General features: G+C 73.3%; 9 protein-coding genes. 3 read left to right on the plus strand and 6 right to left on the minus strand.

The window, feature by feature from the left end; all coding sequences use genetic code 11:
• Window positions 1–11: 11 nt before the first annotated feature.
• Genes ACFC1F_RS16755 through ACFC1F_RS16765 form a run of 3 tightly spaced genes read right to left on the minus strand, consistent with a single transcriptional unit; the run spans window position 12 to window position 8,069 of the window.
• Entirely contained in the window at window positions 12–5,060 is a 5,049-nt protein-coding gene (locus ACFC1F_RS16755) for a hypothetical protein (RefSeq protein WP_376158998.1), read from the minus strand.
• Window positions 5,057–7,183 (minus strand): CHAT domain-containing protein, encoded by a 2,127-nt coding sequence (locus ACFC1F_RS16760; RefSeq protein ID WP_376159000.1) that lies wholly within the window; start codon window positions 7,181–7,183, stop codon window positions 5,057–5,059. The genes ACFC1F_RS16755 and ACFC1F_RS16760 overlap by 4 nt, the downstream gene beginning before the upstream one ends.
• 58 nt (window positions 7,184–7,241) lie before the next feature.
• Window positions 7,242–8,069: a hypothetical protein gene (locus ACFC1F_RS16765; RefSeq protein WP_376159002.1), complete on the minus strand. Its 828-nt coding sequence runs from the start codon at window positions 8,067–8,069 to the stop codon at window positions 7,242–7,244.
• A gap of 635 nt (window positions 8,070–8,704) precedes the next feature.
• Between ACFC1F_RS16765 and ACFC1F_RS16770 the strand changes: the two genes are divergently transcribed.
• Window positions 8,705–9,523 carry a universal stress protein gene (locus ACFC1F_RS16770; RefSeq protein WP_376159004.1) on the plus strand — a complete coding sequence of 273 codons (819 nt, stop codon included), beginning with the start codon at window positions 8,705–8,707 and terminating at the stop codon, window positions 9,521–9,523.
• A gap of 49 nt (window positions 9,524–9,572) precedes the next feature.
• Here ACFC1F_RS16770 and ACFC1F_RS16775 read toward each other — a convergent pair whose 3' ends face one another.
• The 3 genes from ACFC1F_RS16775 to ACFC1F_RS16785 all read right to left on the minus strand — a co-directional run bounded on the left by ACFC1F_RS16775 (window position 9,573) and on the right by ACFC1F_RS16785 (window position 12,670).
• Window positions 9,573–10,562: an Acg family FMN-binding oxidoreductase gene (locus ACFC1F_RS16775; protein ID WP_376159006.1), complete on the minus strand. Its 990-nt coding sequence runs from the start codon at window positions 10,560–10,562 to the stop codon at window positions 9,573–9,575.
• A gap of 246 nt (window positions 10,563–10,808) precedes the next feature.
• Window positions 10,809–11,642, minus strand: a complete 834-nt coding sequence (locus ACFC1F_RS16780; RefSeq protein ID WP_209413909.1) for an ABC transporter permease subunit — start codon at window positions 11,640–11,642, stop codon at window positions 10,809–10,811.
• Window positions 11,639–12,670 (minus strand): ATP-binding cassette domain-containing protein, encoded by a 1,032-nt coding sequence (locus ACFC1F_RS16785; RefSeq protein WP_376159008.1) that lies wholly within the window; start codon window positions 12,668–12,670, stop codon window positions 11,639–11,641. Before ACFC1F_RS16785 ends, ACFC1F_RS16780 begins: the two co-directional genes overlap by 4 nt.
• A gap of 404 nt (window positions 12,671–13,074) precedes the next feature.
• Here ACFC1F_RS16785 and ACFC1F_RS16790 point away from each other — a divergent pair, with 404 nt between their 5' ends.
• Window positions 13,075–14,076, plus strand: coding sequence for an acyl-ACP desaturase (locus tag ACFC1F_RS16790; RefSeq protein ID WP_376159010.1), 1,002 nt, complete (start codon window positions 13,075–13,077; stop codon window positions 14,074–14,076).
• 308 nt (window positions 14,077–14,384) lie between these two features.
• Window positions 14,385–15,746 (plus strand): serine hydrolase domain-containing protein, encoded by a 1,362-nt coding sequence (locus ACFC1F_RS16795; protein ID WP_376159012.1) that lies wholly within the window; start codon window positions 14,385–14,387, stop codon window positions 15,744–15,746.
• Window positions 15,747–15,828: the final 82 nt, after the last annotated feature.

Below are 15,828 nucleotides of genomic sequence, written 5' to 3' on the forward strand. Positions count from 1 at the left end.
CGGTGGACCGCTCATGACAGTGTGTAGGTGGCGTTGTAGGTGGCGGGTGCGGCGAACAGGGCTGTGCCGGCGGCGGCGAGCAGCTCCAGGCCTGTCAGCCCGGGTTGGGACCGGTACAGCACGAGCTCGCGGAAGGCCTCCGCCAGCGGCCGGGCCTCCGCCACGGCCGAGGCGATGAGGTCGGCGGACCGGTAGGCGTGGTACTCGTCCAACCCGATGCCGATCACGGCGGCGGCGGGGAGTTCGGCGAGCAGCTGGGCCGCGAAGAGGTTGCGCCCGATCAGCTGCTCCGGGATGTCACGCGGGGAGCCGGGCATCGGCGGATCGAGCACCACCAGGCAGTCCGGCGCATCGCGCAGCCAGCGGGCCAGGGTGGGGGCCGACAGGTCGAAGCCGCGCGACCTGGTCGACACCCGCGACTCCGCCTGCCGGGCGGAGGACAGGTCGAAGTACGGCTCGGCCGCCGTCGACTCCAGCGGGGCGCTGACATGGACCAGCCTCGGCGGAGAGCCCGGACGCCGGAGGCTGTCGACCGACTCCGCCAGCGTGATCTCGAACCGCCGGGAGGCGTAGACGTCGGCGAGGTCGACGCCGGACAGCAGGTGACTGCCGCGCGACTCGTACTGGACGTCGGAGGAGGGGGCGACGATGACCACGCTCGGCCGTTCGGTCGGTGCCGTCGCCTCGACCGGCTCCGCCCCGGACATCAGCCGGGTGAGCGCCTGCCTGGTACGCGGCCCGAGGAACCCGTCGACCGGCAGGCCCGGATCGATCAGCCTCAGCGTCGTCTGGAGGTGCAGGACGTTGCCGGCGTCGGCCGCCGCCGGCAGGCTGCGGTAACACCCGACCGGAAGATCGACGACGGCGAGCTCCCACGGCAACGCGTGGACGAACGGGTCGTCGGATTCCAGGCGGAGCACTCGGATCTCCTCGCCGAGCGGCCGTACCGGCACGGGAGCCTCCGCCAAGAGGTCCGACAGGTACCCCACGACACCGTCCTGGTCGCGGAGCAGGTCACGCTGAAGCGCATCGGGGTCGTAGACGGGCAGCTCCCCGGGGAACGGCAGGGGAACCGCCAGCTGATCTGCGGGCTCGTCGGGCCGGCGGCCTTCGCGGGGGGAGGCGGCGGACCGTCCCTGCGGCCGGCCGAGGCGTTTGTAGAGCCGGTCGGCCGTCCGCTGGGCGTGCGCGTCGCCGGTGGTCTCCGCGAGTCTGCGGAACGCTTCGGCCGTGTACCGGTTCGTCCTGCCGACCTGGCTGGACACCTCCACGGCCAGGGCGACCAGGTCGGGTTCGTTCAGGTCGGGTTCACTCCCGGGAGCCGCGGCCGCCAGCCGGAGCAGGGCCGCCGCGTACAGCAGCGGATGCCGGTCGGCGATCATGGGGGGAAAGCCGGACCGCGCCGGTGCGGGTGCGGCACCGAGCCTGGCCCGCAGCTCGAACCAGCGCCACCATGCGAGCGGGTCGGAGTCGGCGTGGAGGGCGCTCCGGGCTTCGTCCGCGGCCGTCACGGCACGCCCCGGGCGGTGTCCCAGCCGGTCCAGCTCGGCCAACAGCTGGCGCCGGAGCGCCGCGTCCTCCGGGTGGCCGCCGTCGCCGCGGGCCTCCTCCAGAACGCCACGAAGCCGGCCGATCGTCGGGCCGGAGGACCCGCGCGGAGTCGGGCAGCGCCGCAACTCCTCCAGCACGAAGAGCCGGGCGGACGGGGGCTCGATCGCACCGAGCGCCTCCACCAGGACGGGAACCGCCGGCCGGCCGCGCCACCAGGTCTCGACCAGCTGCTGGGTCGCCAGGAGTGCGCTCTGCCGGGGCGTCATCGGCGAGGCCGGGCGAACGGGCTCACCGTCGGGGGCGGTTCCCGGGGCCTGCGCCAACTGGAGTTCGCGCTCCAAGAGCTCGGTACGGAAAACGAACTCCTCCTCGGGGACAGGGAGTTCACCTAACGGCTGGAGCTGGCTCCGACGGTTGGCGGTGAGCAGCTGGCGAGTCTCCGCGAGGTCGCCGACGTCCCTGAGCAGGAAGCGGGCGTACAGGTACCGGCACTCGGGGTGGCCGGAGCGGTACCCGAACTCCGCCCAGGTGCTCTCGGCCTGGCGGAAGTACTGCTCCGCCTCGTCGATGTCGAGCCTCTCGCCGAGGACGGTGCCGCGGAGCTGGTGGATCCGGGCGTCGAACCGGTAGCGGCCCGCCCCGGGGATCCCGGTGGCGGCCTCGTCGGCGCGGTCGAGGGCCCGGAGCGCCCGCTCACTCCGGCCCAGCATCAGCTCCGCCTGCGCGCGCAGCAGCGCGGCTTCGACCAGCGGCTCGCAGGCGGACCGGAGCGTCCACGGGAGCGAGCCAGGTTCGGTGGGCGGCTCCGGGAGTCCTTCCAGCGCCTCCGCCGGCCGGTAGCAGGCCAGCAGGAGCCGGGCCTTGGTCAGTGCCACCCGGTCCACCCCGGTCGTCTCCCGGACGGCGGCACGGTCGCACCAGCGGAGCGCCTCGTCGAGGCGGCCCTGTTCCTCCCGCTCGCGGGCGAGGGCGAGGGCGATGTCGGTAGCCAGGACCTCGCGCCCCTGGAGCAACGCCAGTTCGTACGCCTGCCGGTACAACTCCTCGGCTGCCGGGTCGCCGACGGCTGCACGGCTGTCGGCGAGCACCCGCAGCACGTCGGCACGTTCCTGCTCGTCCGCGCTCCTCAGGGCTTGTTCGGCGACCGCGGCGGCTCGCTCGGCTCCGTCGGTACGGCTCAGGTGCATGGCTCGGAGGGCCTCCTCCAACCCCGACACCGGGATCGGCTCGGGCGAGTCCCCCCGGAGCAGCTCCACGTGGTCCAGCGCCTGCTGGAGGCCGTCCCACCGCGGGTCCGACGTCTGCGCCTGGTCGCGCAGCGCCCTCCGGCCGATGATGTACGCCTCCTGCAACCGGGCCTCGGCCAGCGCGGCGTACGCGATCAGCGGCCTGCCGTGCCGGCTTCGCCAGGGCCTGCCGCGGCCGTCCAGATAGTCGCCGCCGAGGACCTCGCCGGCGAGCGTGTGCAGGTCCTCCAGCGCGTCGGCGTCGCGGGCCCGGCGCAGGGCCGACCGCCAGTACTCGACGGCCTGCGGGTCGCGCAGCTGGAAGCGGTGGTAGACGGCCTCGCGCGTGTGGTCCGCCCACTGGCCCGGGTCCTTCTCGGCGAGCCCGTCGAAGTATCGGGCGTAGGCCTGGTGCAGCTGCCAGAACACCGGCTTGTCGGAGATGAGCCGCCGCTGCGGCGCGACCACGTCCGGGTGGAAGACCACCGCCGACGGGTCTCCCGCCACCTCGGAGACCCAGGAGGAGCCGCCCGCATAGTCGAGCAGGCGGTCCCAGATCCTCACGAGCTCGGCGTCATCGGCGGGCGGGGCGGTGAACGGATAGGCGCCCTGGCCCTCCAGGCCGTGCGCATCCCGGCGGGGGTCGTCGTTCCTGGTCGGCCGGTCCATGTTCCGAAGGAACGGGCGCATCACGGTGAACAGGTCCTTCCGCCGAAGTTTGCGCGGGACCACCCCGTAGCGCACCAACCACCGCACCCTTTCGTCCTCGATCCGCCGGATCACCCGGCGGATGAGCAGGGTGGTCAACGGTCCCTGCATCCGTTGCAGGGTCTTGGTGCTCAGCCCCGGGTCCTGGACGATGGCGTCGGCGAAGAGCGCGAGCGTGAGCGGCCGTCCGTTGGACCGGCACCGCGCCACCTTGCGTTTGGCGGGGTCGTCGATTCCCCGGATCTCCCCGAGGTACCTCTCCGCCTGCTCGTCCGTGAACGGCTCGACCTCGACGCGGACCACCCTCCCCAGCACGTCGAGTGCCCCGGGGAACCGTTCCTCGATGTCGTAGCGCCCGGCCAGGACGAGGCGCAGCTGGGGGCAGCCCCGGAGCACCTGTCCGAGCAGTTCCAGGAAGCCCTTGAAGTCCTCCCCGCCGCGCAGCAGCAGTTCCTCCAGCGTGTCGCAGACCAGCAGGGCCGGGCGGTCGCCGGCGGCCTCGTTGAACCGGTCGACGAAGAGTTCCGTGACCTCCGACCGCACCTGGCCGGTGTCCTGGGTGCCCAGCCCCTGTGCGGCCGTGCTGCTCAGGCCGGAGGCGCGCCGGTCCAGCAGGCTGCGATAGGGCGCGAACCGGTCGAGTCGGCCGAACGTCCCCTGCGGCCACCGGTTGCCGAACTGCGCGGCGGCCTCCAGCAGGACCAGCCAGGGGTGACGGCCGACCGCCGCGGGGGACACCACGTCGAAGTCGATCCGGGCGCACGGGACGTCCCGCTCGGCGGGGGCGCAGTAGCGCGTGACGAGCCAGCGCAGCTGCATGGTCTTCCCCATACCTGCTGAGGCGAAGACCTGCCACACCCTCTCGCCGGTGCCGCTGAGGAGCGCCGCAGCCCGATTCTCCAGGCCGGGCGGAGTCAGGTACTGGGCGCACCGGGCGTAGTCCACCGCCCAGTAGCCCTGTGTCCCGACGTACGCTGCACGGTCCTTACGGCGGTGCGCGACGTCCGGCCCGGCCAGGGTGAGCCGGTCGGGGTCGTCGAGGACGTCCAGCAGGTCCTGGCACCGGGCGAAGTCCCGCGCCCCGTCCGCCTCCACGAACAGTTCGTCGAACAGCTTGAGCGCCTGCGCCGGGTCGGCCACCAGCAGGTGCCGCAGCTGCTCGACCCGGTCGCCGCTACGCCCGCGGTGGTCGGCGAGCCGCCGTTCCAGATCGGCCAGCTCCGCCGGTGCCGTCGGGCGGCCCTCCCACTCCACCCTCCAGGCCTGCATGTACGCGGCCTGGTCACCGTCCGTCAGCCGGTACTGGCCGGGTTCGTCGGGCACCGGCTCGGCGATCCCCAGCTCGGTCAACCGGTCGAGGGTGGGCGAGTCCGCTACGGCCCCCGGTCCCGCGGCCGGCCGCAGCACGCCGTCCAGCAGTTCCCGGTCGAAGGTGCGTGCGGCCGCGCAGGCCTTGAGCAGCGGCTCCCACGCGCCGGGCCACAGTGAGCGGCGGATCTCGGCGGGGCTCGCACCGGCGGCGATCCGGGCCTTGATCTCCTCCAGCACCGCGAGTCCTTCGGAAGACCAGGTCATAACGGTTCCCCCTGTGCCTTGAGTTTGATCAGCCAATCCCCGATGCTGCCGAACATCTGGACCGGTACACCGCGCGAAAGCGTTGGTCTGTACCCCGCGAAGACTTCCCTGGCCGCGGCGGAGTGAAGGCCGGCCCGCTCGCAGAACTCGTCGGCCAGACGCATGAGGTGCGCGCAGTCGAAGTCCCTCAAGGTCAGCGGCGGCCCCCACAGGCTACTGTCCCGCTCCGGCAGGGCCTTGCCGATCCAGTTCGGCGTAGCCACCAGGAGGAGCCGGAGTGCGCCCGGTGCGGTTCCTGCGGCGACCGGCTCGATCAGCTCGGGATAGACCATCTGTCGGCAGTCCCACTCCGTCAGGTAGTCGGCATGGTCGAGGGCGAGGACGTGGACCCGGTCGTCCCCCGGGGGCGTCAGAGTCTCCAGGAAGACCCGGAAGATCCTCCGGCGCCGCTCGTCCGACCGCCCGACATTTTCGTCGAACGACCCTCCCTCGTCCTCGACCACGCCGGTGTTTCCGGCACCGCCCTGCTCGGGCACCGGGGCGAATCCCCTGACGAGGGCGTTGAGCTCGGCATTGAAGCGGGAGAAGTCCTCCGGCCGCCACGTCTCCGCCTGGCTGCCGTCCAGGCAGGCCGCACGGACCGCTCGCAGCAACTCCAGCCAGTTCTTCTTCCCCTTGCGTTTCCCCTTGCGCGGACTTGTGCCGCCGTCCGCCGGCATCCTGCTCTGGAGGTCCACGTAGGTGATGCGGTGCCCCCGGAGGAAGCAGGTGACCAGGCAGGACAGCGTGAACAACGTCTTGCCCGTGTGGGGATAGTCGGTGTTCCACGACGCCCCCGACACCACGAGCAGTCGGCGGTCGGAGACCGACTCACTCGGATCGAGCGCCCGCCACGCCGTCCTCCGCTCCTCCGACCGGTCCACGAAGAGCTCCAGGTGCTGGTACCGCTTCCCCTTGCACAACGCGTCGACGGCGGCCCGGGGCGGCGCGTGGTGGATCGCGAGGGCGGTCGCGGGGTCGCCGGATGTGGCGAGGACGGGGAGCGCCCAGTGCCCCTCCTCGGTGTACTCCTCGCTCAGCGTCTGACGGGCCTCCCGGACCGCATGGTCGACCGGGGCGCCATCCGCGACCTCGCGGTACAGCTCCCTGGCGAACACGGCGCACACCGGCGAGTCGATGTCCGCCAGCATGGACACCACCGCTCCCACCCTGGCCGCGAGAAAGGCCTCCGCCAGGCCGCCGCGGCGGTCCTGGAGGTCGGCAGCGGTCCCGCAGGCGCTCAGGACGACGAGCCGCGGCTGCCACTGCGCGAGCAGCTCGTGGACGATCGAGGACGTCAGCTTCCAGCACTCCCGACCGGACTCAACCCCGTCGGGCACCCAGTTGATGGGCAGGGCGGCCTCGTCGCCCGCCACCGCCGGCATGCCGTGACCGATGAAGTGCAGGACGTGCGGGTGCCAGGTCTTGAGCTCCTTGGCAAGGACCGGACGTGTCGGAGCTTCGAGGAACTGGACGTGGGCGCAGGGCGTGATCCCGAGGGCCGCCGCGATCCTGACACGTTCCTCGTCGGAGCGGTCCTTGCCGTCATCCGGATTGCAGACCACCACCAAAACCCGCAGGGGCCCCAGTTGGCTTCCTTGCGTGACCACCCTGCCCCGCCTCGCCCTGGAGCCGTCGCCTGCCCAACGACGCGCGCAGAGGAAGTCCGGGCTGTAGAAGAGCCACTCCCCGTCGTCCCGGAGCAATTCCCACGGCAGCGGCCGCAACTGCGGCACCGCGATCTCGATGCTCAGCCGTAACGGCTCGGCTGACGTGCCGCAGACCTGGGCCCGCTCCCACAGCAGGCCGACCCTTCCCGGCGTCAGGCATGCCATCAGCAGGCCGCCGGCCCCCTCCCGGTCCGCCAGCGTCGCATGGGGGCGCATCGCCGCGGCCGTCCCGAGCAAGGACTTGGCCTTCTCGGGGTCGACCTGGTCGGAGGCTTTCTCGTCAGAGGCCCCCTCGTCGGACGCGGCCCGGTCCGCCGGGTGCTGATCGGCCTCGACGCGACGCGCCTCCGGGCAGAGCCCCTGCACGTGCAGGCTTACCTCCAGATCCGTCCACCAGTCCCCGCCCTCCGGCACGGACGGACCGGCGGTGACACGGAATTGCGCAGTAGTCACCACGACCTCCGTCCTCTTCTCAGCCCGGCTCCCCGGTGGCGAACGGCAGTTGTTCCTCCGGGTCGGCCACCGTCAGCACGGCATCGGGGTCATCGCGGATCTGCTCGACCACAATCGGCGCGAGCGTGCCCGGGAAGCCCCCACGGCCGGGCTGCGGCGGACCGAAGTCGGCCTCGACCTTTCGCAGCCAGGGCTTACGAAGCCCCACCACCTGGTAGAAGGGGGTGAGCTCCGGGCCGGTCCACTCGGCGCCGAGGGCGTTGCTGCTCACCAAGGACCCGCCGACCGCGAGGTCCAGCATCGCGGTCGGGCCGCCGGCACCGACCGCCCCCGTCATCCTGAGCACTGCGGAGGCGCCCGCCGCGGCTGCGGTGAGCACCGTTCCGGCCGCCACGGAGACCATACTGGTCACGGCGCGGAGCGACTCGTCCCAGGACTTGTTCATCCACGCCTCGACCAGCTGCTCCGCCAGCGCGCGGACATCGGCGAGGCCCGTCTGGGAGATCCCCTGGAACGCGACGAAGGCCGTCCTGTCCCGGTGGAACTCGAGGGCCGCGCCGGCGTCGGCCCGAGTGAGAGCGGACAGGGCACCGGGGCTCGTCCCCGAGGCCTTGAACGTCACCGCCACCGAGCCCTGGGAGTCGTAGACGTATGTGGCAGGCGGTGCCCCGTTCTCCGTGGTGAAGGTGATGCCGCGGCCGGCCAGGTCACCCGCTCTGTGTAACGCGTTCCTCTGTACCTCGTAGACGTCGCCGAGTCTGATGCGGTTCGACAGCGGCCAGTTGACCCACCAGCCCCGCCAGTGGTCGCCGGACATGGCCGTGCGGTAGACGTCGTAGCCATCCATCGCGAACTCCCGGGTCCGGGAACCGCAAAAACCGACCGGACCGACTCCTACGGAATCCCGGGTAGTCGGAGAATTGTTCAACGTGGCTCGGAAAAAGCCGTCTGTTCATCACGCTAATGACCCCGGATGACACTGTCAAAGGCCCCGGAACGGCCGGGTCGGACGCCTCCGAACGGCCGGTCCCATCAGGTGCGCGGCGGGCACTCCCCGGATCCGTCCTGCTGCGGCGGGGCGGTCGGCAGGCCGGTGCTGCGGGTTCGGTGAGTCGTTCGTCCCCGGCTGCGGGCCTGCGGCTCGCGACCAGGGCGTACGTCCTCATCCTTCCCTGAGGCGCTGGCGAACGAACTTCGCCGCAGCCGAGTCCGGGCCCCCGGCGGCCGCCCGGGCGCCACCGGCACACCGTTCTTCGGCGTCACCTGTGGGCAGGCCGCGATCGGCATCAGCCAACGGCCGGAACAGGTGCCACCGTCGCCCTCGCAGAACGCCTCACACGACCGGAACCCGCCGCCTGCGTCTGCCACCCCACGGCCGCAGCCCGGCCGCTCCCCGGCCGCTGACCGGCGGCGGGGCGGCCGCGGGCATAGCCTGAACACATCGGACGACCGCTGCCACCCCGCGGACTGGGAGGAACGGCGATGAACGGACCCGTCACCGTGGGAGTCGACTCCTCGGAGGCCAGCCAGGCCGCCCTCGACTGGGCCTGCGACGAGGCCGCGCTCCGGCGGCTCCCGCTACGACTCGTACGAGCCCCCGAACTGCCCTCCGGCCGGCAGGAGGACGGGGCGCTGCTCGCGGTCGAACGCTCCCGGGCCACCGCGCGGCGCCCCGAGGTGAGCGTCACCGCCGACCTCGTGGAGGGCAAGGCGCGCGAGGTCCTGACCGAGGCGGCGGCGGACGCTGCCCTGCTGGTCGTCGGTGCCCGGGGCTCGGGCGGGTTCCCCCGGCTCCTGCTGGGCTCGAACACCCTCTACGTGGCGGCGCACGCGCCCTGCCCGGTCGTCGTGGTGCGCACCCCGCAGGCGGCACCCGACGCCGCCGTGGTGGTCGGTGTCGAGGGCGGCGAACACGAGGAGCCGGTGCTCGCCCACGCGTTCCTGGCGGCCCAGCGGCAGGAGCTGCCGCTGTTCGTCGTCCACGCCTGGACGTATCCGCTGCTCATGGGACCGGGCCACGAAGTCCCGGTGGTCTACGAGGAGTCGCACATCGCGGCCGAGCACGACCGGCTTCTCACCGAGGTGCTCACGGGCTGGCGCGAGCGCTTCCCCGACGTCCCCGTCACGACGTCGGTGGTGCGTTCCAACGCGGCACGGGAGCTGGTGGCCGCCTCGACCGGCCGGCAGCTCCTCGTCATCGGCCGTCACGGGAAGCCGCGCGGGCCGCTCGGCCGGCTCGGCTCCACCAGCCAGGCCGTCGTCCAGCACGCGGAGTGCCCGGTGGTGGTCGTACCGGTCTGACGCGTCACGTGCCCGCCGCGGGGCCGGGGCCGGGCTCCGGCCCCGGGCCCTACGCGGGCGCCGGGTCGTCGAGGATGTCCTCGGTGCGGCGGCGCGGGCTCGGTGTGCCGGGAGGGCCGTAGCCGAGGCGCAGCACCAGCTGCACGTGACCCGGGCCGTCGTCGGGGTCGCGCAGCCGCCAGCGGGTTTCGGGGATCTCCACGGCCTGGTGCAGCACGGATGCGCGCAGCCCGTGCGCGGTCGCGAGGAGCCAGATGCGTTCCATCGCCTGGCCGGCACGCAGCCAGTCGGCGGGGCCGTCGAGGCGGGTGGTGAGGAGGCCCAGTTGCGGCAGCGCCTCGAAGCGCCCGGCCGGGGTGGAGTGGCGGGGCGGGTGCCCGGCGAAGCCCCGCATCGGGACGCGTGCGTCGCGGTCGTGCGATCCGAGGGCGGCGAGCGGGATGCCGTCGAACGCCGGTTCCAGGCGGAGCCAGCGGCGGGTCTCGGCCTCACGGGTGACGTCGGCGGCGATCAGGGCCTCGGCCTCGGAGGTGAGGGCGAGCACGCGTCGCACGCCGTCCTCCTCCAGCAGGGCGAACGTCACGCCTTCGTCCTGCGCGGCCTCGACGAACCCGGCGAGGAACCGCTCGGGGACGTCCCGGTTGGTGAAGGGTTCACGGCTGGAGTGCCGCCGGGCGATCGCCGCGTGGAGATCGGCGCCGAAGGGCCGCGTCGTGCGGGCCGGCGCGGCGAGGTCGAGCACCGCACACGGCTCGGTGCCGGGACCGGCGGGGAACAGCCGTACGGAGGCGTCGCGACGGAGGTGTGCGGCCGCCACCCGCAGGTTGAACAGGGCCGCACCGACGGAGATGTGCAGGGCCCGGCCTTCCGGGTCGGCGGCCGGAACGGCCCGGCTCCGGTCCGCCCGCACCTCCAACCCGGTCAGGTCCGGCGTCGGGCGGAAGCGCCAGGGCTGGCTGTTGTGCAAGGAGGGTGCGGCACCGCCCGCGGCGGCCAGCAGCCGCAGGTCCGTGAGGGTGAGGGCGAGGTGGGTGGTCATGGTGGGTCACTCCCTGTCGGCGGGTGGCGCCGGTACTACCAGCATCGGACCGCCCGCGGCCCCGGGCGAGGGCCCAACGGCCCTGGGCGCACGGCCGAACGACTCGGCGTGGCCGATCGGCTCGGTATCACCGAACGGCGCGGCACGGCCGGGGAGGACGCCGGGAAGTGGCGCGGCGCACCGGGGAGGCGCGGCGCACCGGGATGGAGCAGGCGCAGGGGAGGCGTGGCGCGCCGGTGTCCGCGCTCAGATCGCGAGGTCCCGCCGTTCCAGCAGGCGGAAGGCGGCCGCCAGGCCGGCCAGGCCGACGGCGGAGAGGACCGCGACCGACGTCCACGGGACACTGCCGTGGGCCAGGGCGTCGCCGGGCGTGTAGTAGTGGAACGGGCTGAGGTAGCGCAGGGGCGCGGCCGGGGACCACGCCAGGGCCACGAAGTTGAGCGCGAAGCCGACCGCGCCGAGGGCGACCGTCGCGCCGACGACGTGGGCCCGGCGCCGGCTGACGGCCGAGACGGCCAGCACCGGTCCGGTCAGGCAGAGCGCGAAGGCGCAGCCCAGCAGCCCGGCCGCGAAGACCCCGCCCACCGGGACGGCGGCGCGCAGGTCCGGCGAGAGGGCGACCCCGACCGCCACGGTGCCGGTGGCGGCGGCGTTGAGCAGGACGGAGGCCGCGGCCAGGGCCGCCGTCCGCTCGGCCAGCAGCCGGCGGCGGGAGAGCGGACGGGTCATCAGCAGCTCGATGGTGCCCGACTCGACGTCCGCGGCGACGGCGGCCGCGCCCAGGGAGCCGATGGCGGTGAGCTGGAGGGCGATCCAGAACGGGTGGGTGAGGCCGGCCCCGAGCAGGCCGGGGTAGCTGGCGATGGAGACGTCCCCGTTGGATCCGCTGAACGCCTTGAAGGCGTCCGGCGGGGTGCGTCCGCCGCCGAACAGGTCGGCGGGCGGGACGGTGCTGGTGATCACGACGATCAGCGCCTCGAAGACGACCATGCCGAGCACCAGCGCCAGCAGCATCCGGCGGCGGCGGTGCAGGGCGAGCCAGACCAGCGGCAGCCGGCGACTGACCGTGCCGCGGCTCATGACCGGTCCTCCTCGACGGGGGCCGCGGCCGGCGAGTCGCCGCGGGGCGGGTCAGCGGTGGGCGGGTCAGCGGTGGGTGCGCCGCCCGTGGGCAGGCCCTCGGCGGACGGGCCGACGGCGGACGGGCCGACGGCAGGCGGGCCCGGTGTCCGGTAGAGGTCGAGGAACGCCTCGTCCAGGCCGGCCTCCTCGACGGTGAGGTCGGCCACCGGCTGCTCGGCGAGCAGCCCGCGCACCGCCGTCACCACCTCGTCCGGGGGCACCAGCAGCTCCACCCGCGGGCCCTCCCAGCGGGGTGACCAGCGTTCGGCCGCGCCGAGCGGCCGGGCACCCCGCCCGTCGCCGAGGACGAGCCTGATCCGCCGGGCCCGGGCCCGGCGCAGCCCGGCCACCGACTGGACGGTCACCAGCCGGCCGCCGCGGACGATCGCCACCCTGCCACAGGCCCGCTGCACCTCGGGCAACACGTGGCTGGAGAGCAGGACGGTGCGGCCGGCGGCGGTCTCCTCGGCGAGGAGTTCGAAGAACGTCTCCTGGACCAGCGGGTCCAGCCCCTCGGTCGGCTCGTCCAGCACCGCGAGCTCCGGGCGGTGCTGGAGCGCCTGGACGAGGCCGAGCTTCTGCTTCATCCCGCGCGAGTACTCCCCCACCGCGCGGTCCAGGTCGGTGTCCGACAGGTTGAGGCGGGCGCAGAGTTCGGCCTGTCGCGGGACGGCGGCGCCCTGGAGGGCGGCCAGCAGGTCGAGGGTCTGCCGCCCGGTGAGCTCGGGGTAGAGGCGCAGCTCCCCGGGCAGGTAGCCGATCGCGGGTGCGAGCCGGCGGTGGTCGGCGACCGGGTCCAGCCCCAGGACGCGGACCTGCCCGCCGCTGGGCCGCAGCAGTCCGACGAGGCAGCGCAGCGTGGTGGTCTTCCCGGCGCCGTTCGGGCCGAGGAGCCCGAACACCTCGCCGGCGCCGACCTCGACGTCCAGTGCCTCGACGCCGACCGTCCGTCCGTACCGCTTGGTGAGTGACCGGAGTTCGATCACAGGTCTCCCGCTGCCGGGCATCGCCCCACCTCCCGTGGTGACCGCGGCTTCATGGTGCCCCCGGCGGGCCGCCGCGAACCGCTTCACCGTGCCGTGCCGGCCGCCCCCGGGTACAGGGCCGGACGGCCCCCGCCACCGGCCCCGCCAGGCCCGGTGCCCGGCGGGTCGGGGCGCGGTCGGCCCGGGACTTCCGGCGCCATAGGTCCCGGGACTTCCGGCGCCGCTGGTCCCGGGACTTCCGGGGCCGCTGGTCCCGGGACTTCCGGGGCCGTTGGTCCCGGCCGGACCCCGGCGGTGCGTGCGCGGAAAGGGCCCAACGACCCCAGACAGCGCCCGGTGGCCCACCTACGGTGACGCTACCTACGCAACCGTAGGTTTCAACCGACGTCCCGGAGCCGGCACCTGTGAGCATCACCTCCTCCCCCTCCCGCACCGCCCTGTCCGACGCCCGCCTGCTGCACGACCTGGAGGAGGTGGTCGAGCGGGAGCTCAACCGTCACCTGCGGGTGTTCAAGGAGTGGATGCCGCACGAGTACGTGCCCTGGGGCCGGGGCCGGGACTTCGACGGCCCGCTGGGCGGCGAGCCGTGGTCGCCCGAGCAGTCGCCGCTGACCGAGGTCGGCCGGGTCTCGCTGGTGGTGAACCTGCTGACCGAGGACAACCTGCCCAGCTACCACCACGAGATCGCCACCCTGTTCGGCCGTGACGGCGCCTGGGGCACCTGGGTGCACCAGTGGACGGCGGAGGAGGCCCGGCACTCCATCGTGCTGCGCGACTACCTGCTCGCCTCCCGCGCGGTGGACCCGGCGGCCCTGGAGCGGGCCCGGATGTCGCACATGCGCAACGGCTTCGTCTCCGACAACGGGCACTCGCCGCTGCACACGGTCGCCTACGTCGCCTTCCAGGAGCTGGCCACCCGCGTCTCGCACCGCAACACCGGCCACGAGTCCGGCGACCCGGTGTGCGACCGGATGCTGGCGCAGGTCGCCAACGACGAGAACCTGCACATGGTCTTCTACCGCAACCTGCTCAAGGCCGCGCTCGAACTCGCCCCCGACCAGGCGATGCAGGCGGTGGCCGAGGTCGTGACCGGCTTCCGGATGCCCGGCCACGGCATGCCGGGCTTCGAACGGGCCGCCGCCCGGATCGCGCTCGGCGGCGTCTACAACCTCCGCATCCACCACGACGACGTCCTCCAGCCGGTGCTCCGTCACCTGAGGATCATGGAGACGGCCGGGCTCGGGCCGGACGGGCTGAGGGCCCAGCAGCAGCTCGGCGACCACCTGGACGCCCTGACCGCCCAGGCCGCCAGGTTCGACGAGCGCCGGGCCGCGCTCCTCGCCCGCCGCGCCGCCGCGGGCGGCGCATCCGAGCCTCGTGCGAACGGCGGCGGGCACGACCGGTGAGCCGGCCGGTGAGCAGGCCGGTGACACACCGTCGGTACACCTCGACGGACGCTTCGAGCGCGTGGTCACCCTTTCGGCGGCCACCGTCGCCTCCTGACCGCCCCTGACCAGGCCCGACCTCCCCCGAGCACCCCGGCCGGACCCCGGGCCCGGCACGCGCAGGCCGCGCGCGCCGGGCCTCCTCCTGGTATCCGGACCGGGAGCCGACCCCTCGTCACCCGGACAGCTCGTCAGGGTCGTCGTGGCGGGCGTTTGCCGCCGACGATCTCCTCAAGAGCTGGACGCGACCCGGAACGAGGACCAACGAAATGACCCGACCGCTTTCCCACCGACGCAGGACGACGGCCTACCGTGGCCTGGCAGTGGCCGCGATAACCGTCGCCGGACTCCTCCCGGTGGGGGCGATACCCGCGAGCGCGGCCGCGCCCGGCCTGGTGACCGCCCACGGACACGACCACGGACGCGACCACCGCCACGGGCACGGCCACCACCGCGGCCACCACGGACACGGCCACGCCCGCGGGGACGACCACCGCGGCGACCGCGGCCGGTACACCGACGCCGGCTCCGACGCCGCGGCCGACACCGCCTCCGACGAGGACTGCACGCAGGAGGAGCTGAGCCCCGAGCTCGCGGCCCAGCTCGACGCGGCCGTCAAGCAGGTGATGAACCAGACGGGTGTTCCCGGTGTCACCGTCGGCCTGTGGCTGCCGGGCAAGGGCCGGTACGTCCGTTCCTTCGGCGTCGCCGACAAGAAGACCGGCGCCCCCATGTCCGACGACCTCTACATGCGGATCGGCAGCGTGACCAAGACCTTCACCGCCACCGCCGTGCTGGAGCTGGTCGACGACGGGCTGGTCGGGCTCGACGACCCGATCTCGAAGTACGTGGGCGGCGTCCCGGACGGCGACCGGATCACCGTGCGAAACCTCGCGGAGATGCGCAGCGGCCTCTTCCCGTACTCCTCGGACCCGGGCTTCGTCACCGCGCTGGAGTCGAACCCCACCAAGCCCTTCACCCCCGAGGAACTGCTCGCGTACGGCTACAAGCACCCCAACGTCGCCGCGCCGGGCACGCAGTTCCAGTACAACAACAGCAACTACATCCTGCTCGGCCTGCTGGTCGAGAAGGTGAGCGGCGTCCCGCTGGCCGAGTTCATCCACGACCGGGTCACGAAGCCGAGCGGCCTCGACGACACCGTGTTCCCCAAGGGGGCCGAGTTCCCGTCCCCGCACGCACACGGGTACACCAACCAGACCCTGAACGGCGCGACGGTCGACGCCACGGACTGGAACCCGAGCTGGGGCTGGGCCGCCGGCGCGATGATCTCCGACCTGGACGACATGAAGCGCTGGGCCGAGGACCTCGCGGACGGCACGCTGCTCTCGCCCGAGACGCAGGAGCAGCGCACCAAGTACCTGTCCACCGGCCTCCCCGGCGCGGGCTACGGGCTGGGCATCTTCAGTGTCCAGGGGTGGGTGGGACACAACGGCTCACTGCCCGGGTACGAGAGCCTCGTCCTCCACATGCCCGGGACGGGCGCGACCCTCGTCGTGCTCCTCAACACCGACATCCTCCACGAGGGCAATGAGCCGAGCACCCTCTTCGGACAGGCCATCACCAAGATCGTGACGCCCGACAACGTCTTCTTCATCCCCGCCACGAAGTAGACCGCCACCGGTCGCGGGGCGGCGCGGGCATGTGGGGGGCGGGGCGCGGTTGGGGGGGGCGGTGCCCGTGGGGGGCCGGGGC

It is taken from the genome of Kitasatospora sp. NPDC056181 (assembly GCF_042266225.1).
GTDB lineage: Bacteria > Actinomycetota > Actinomycetes > Streptomycetales > Streptomycetaceae > Kitasatospora.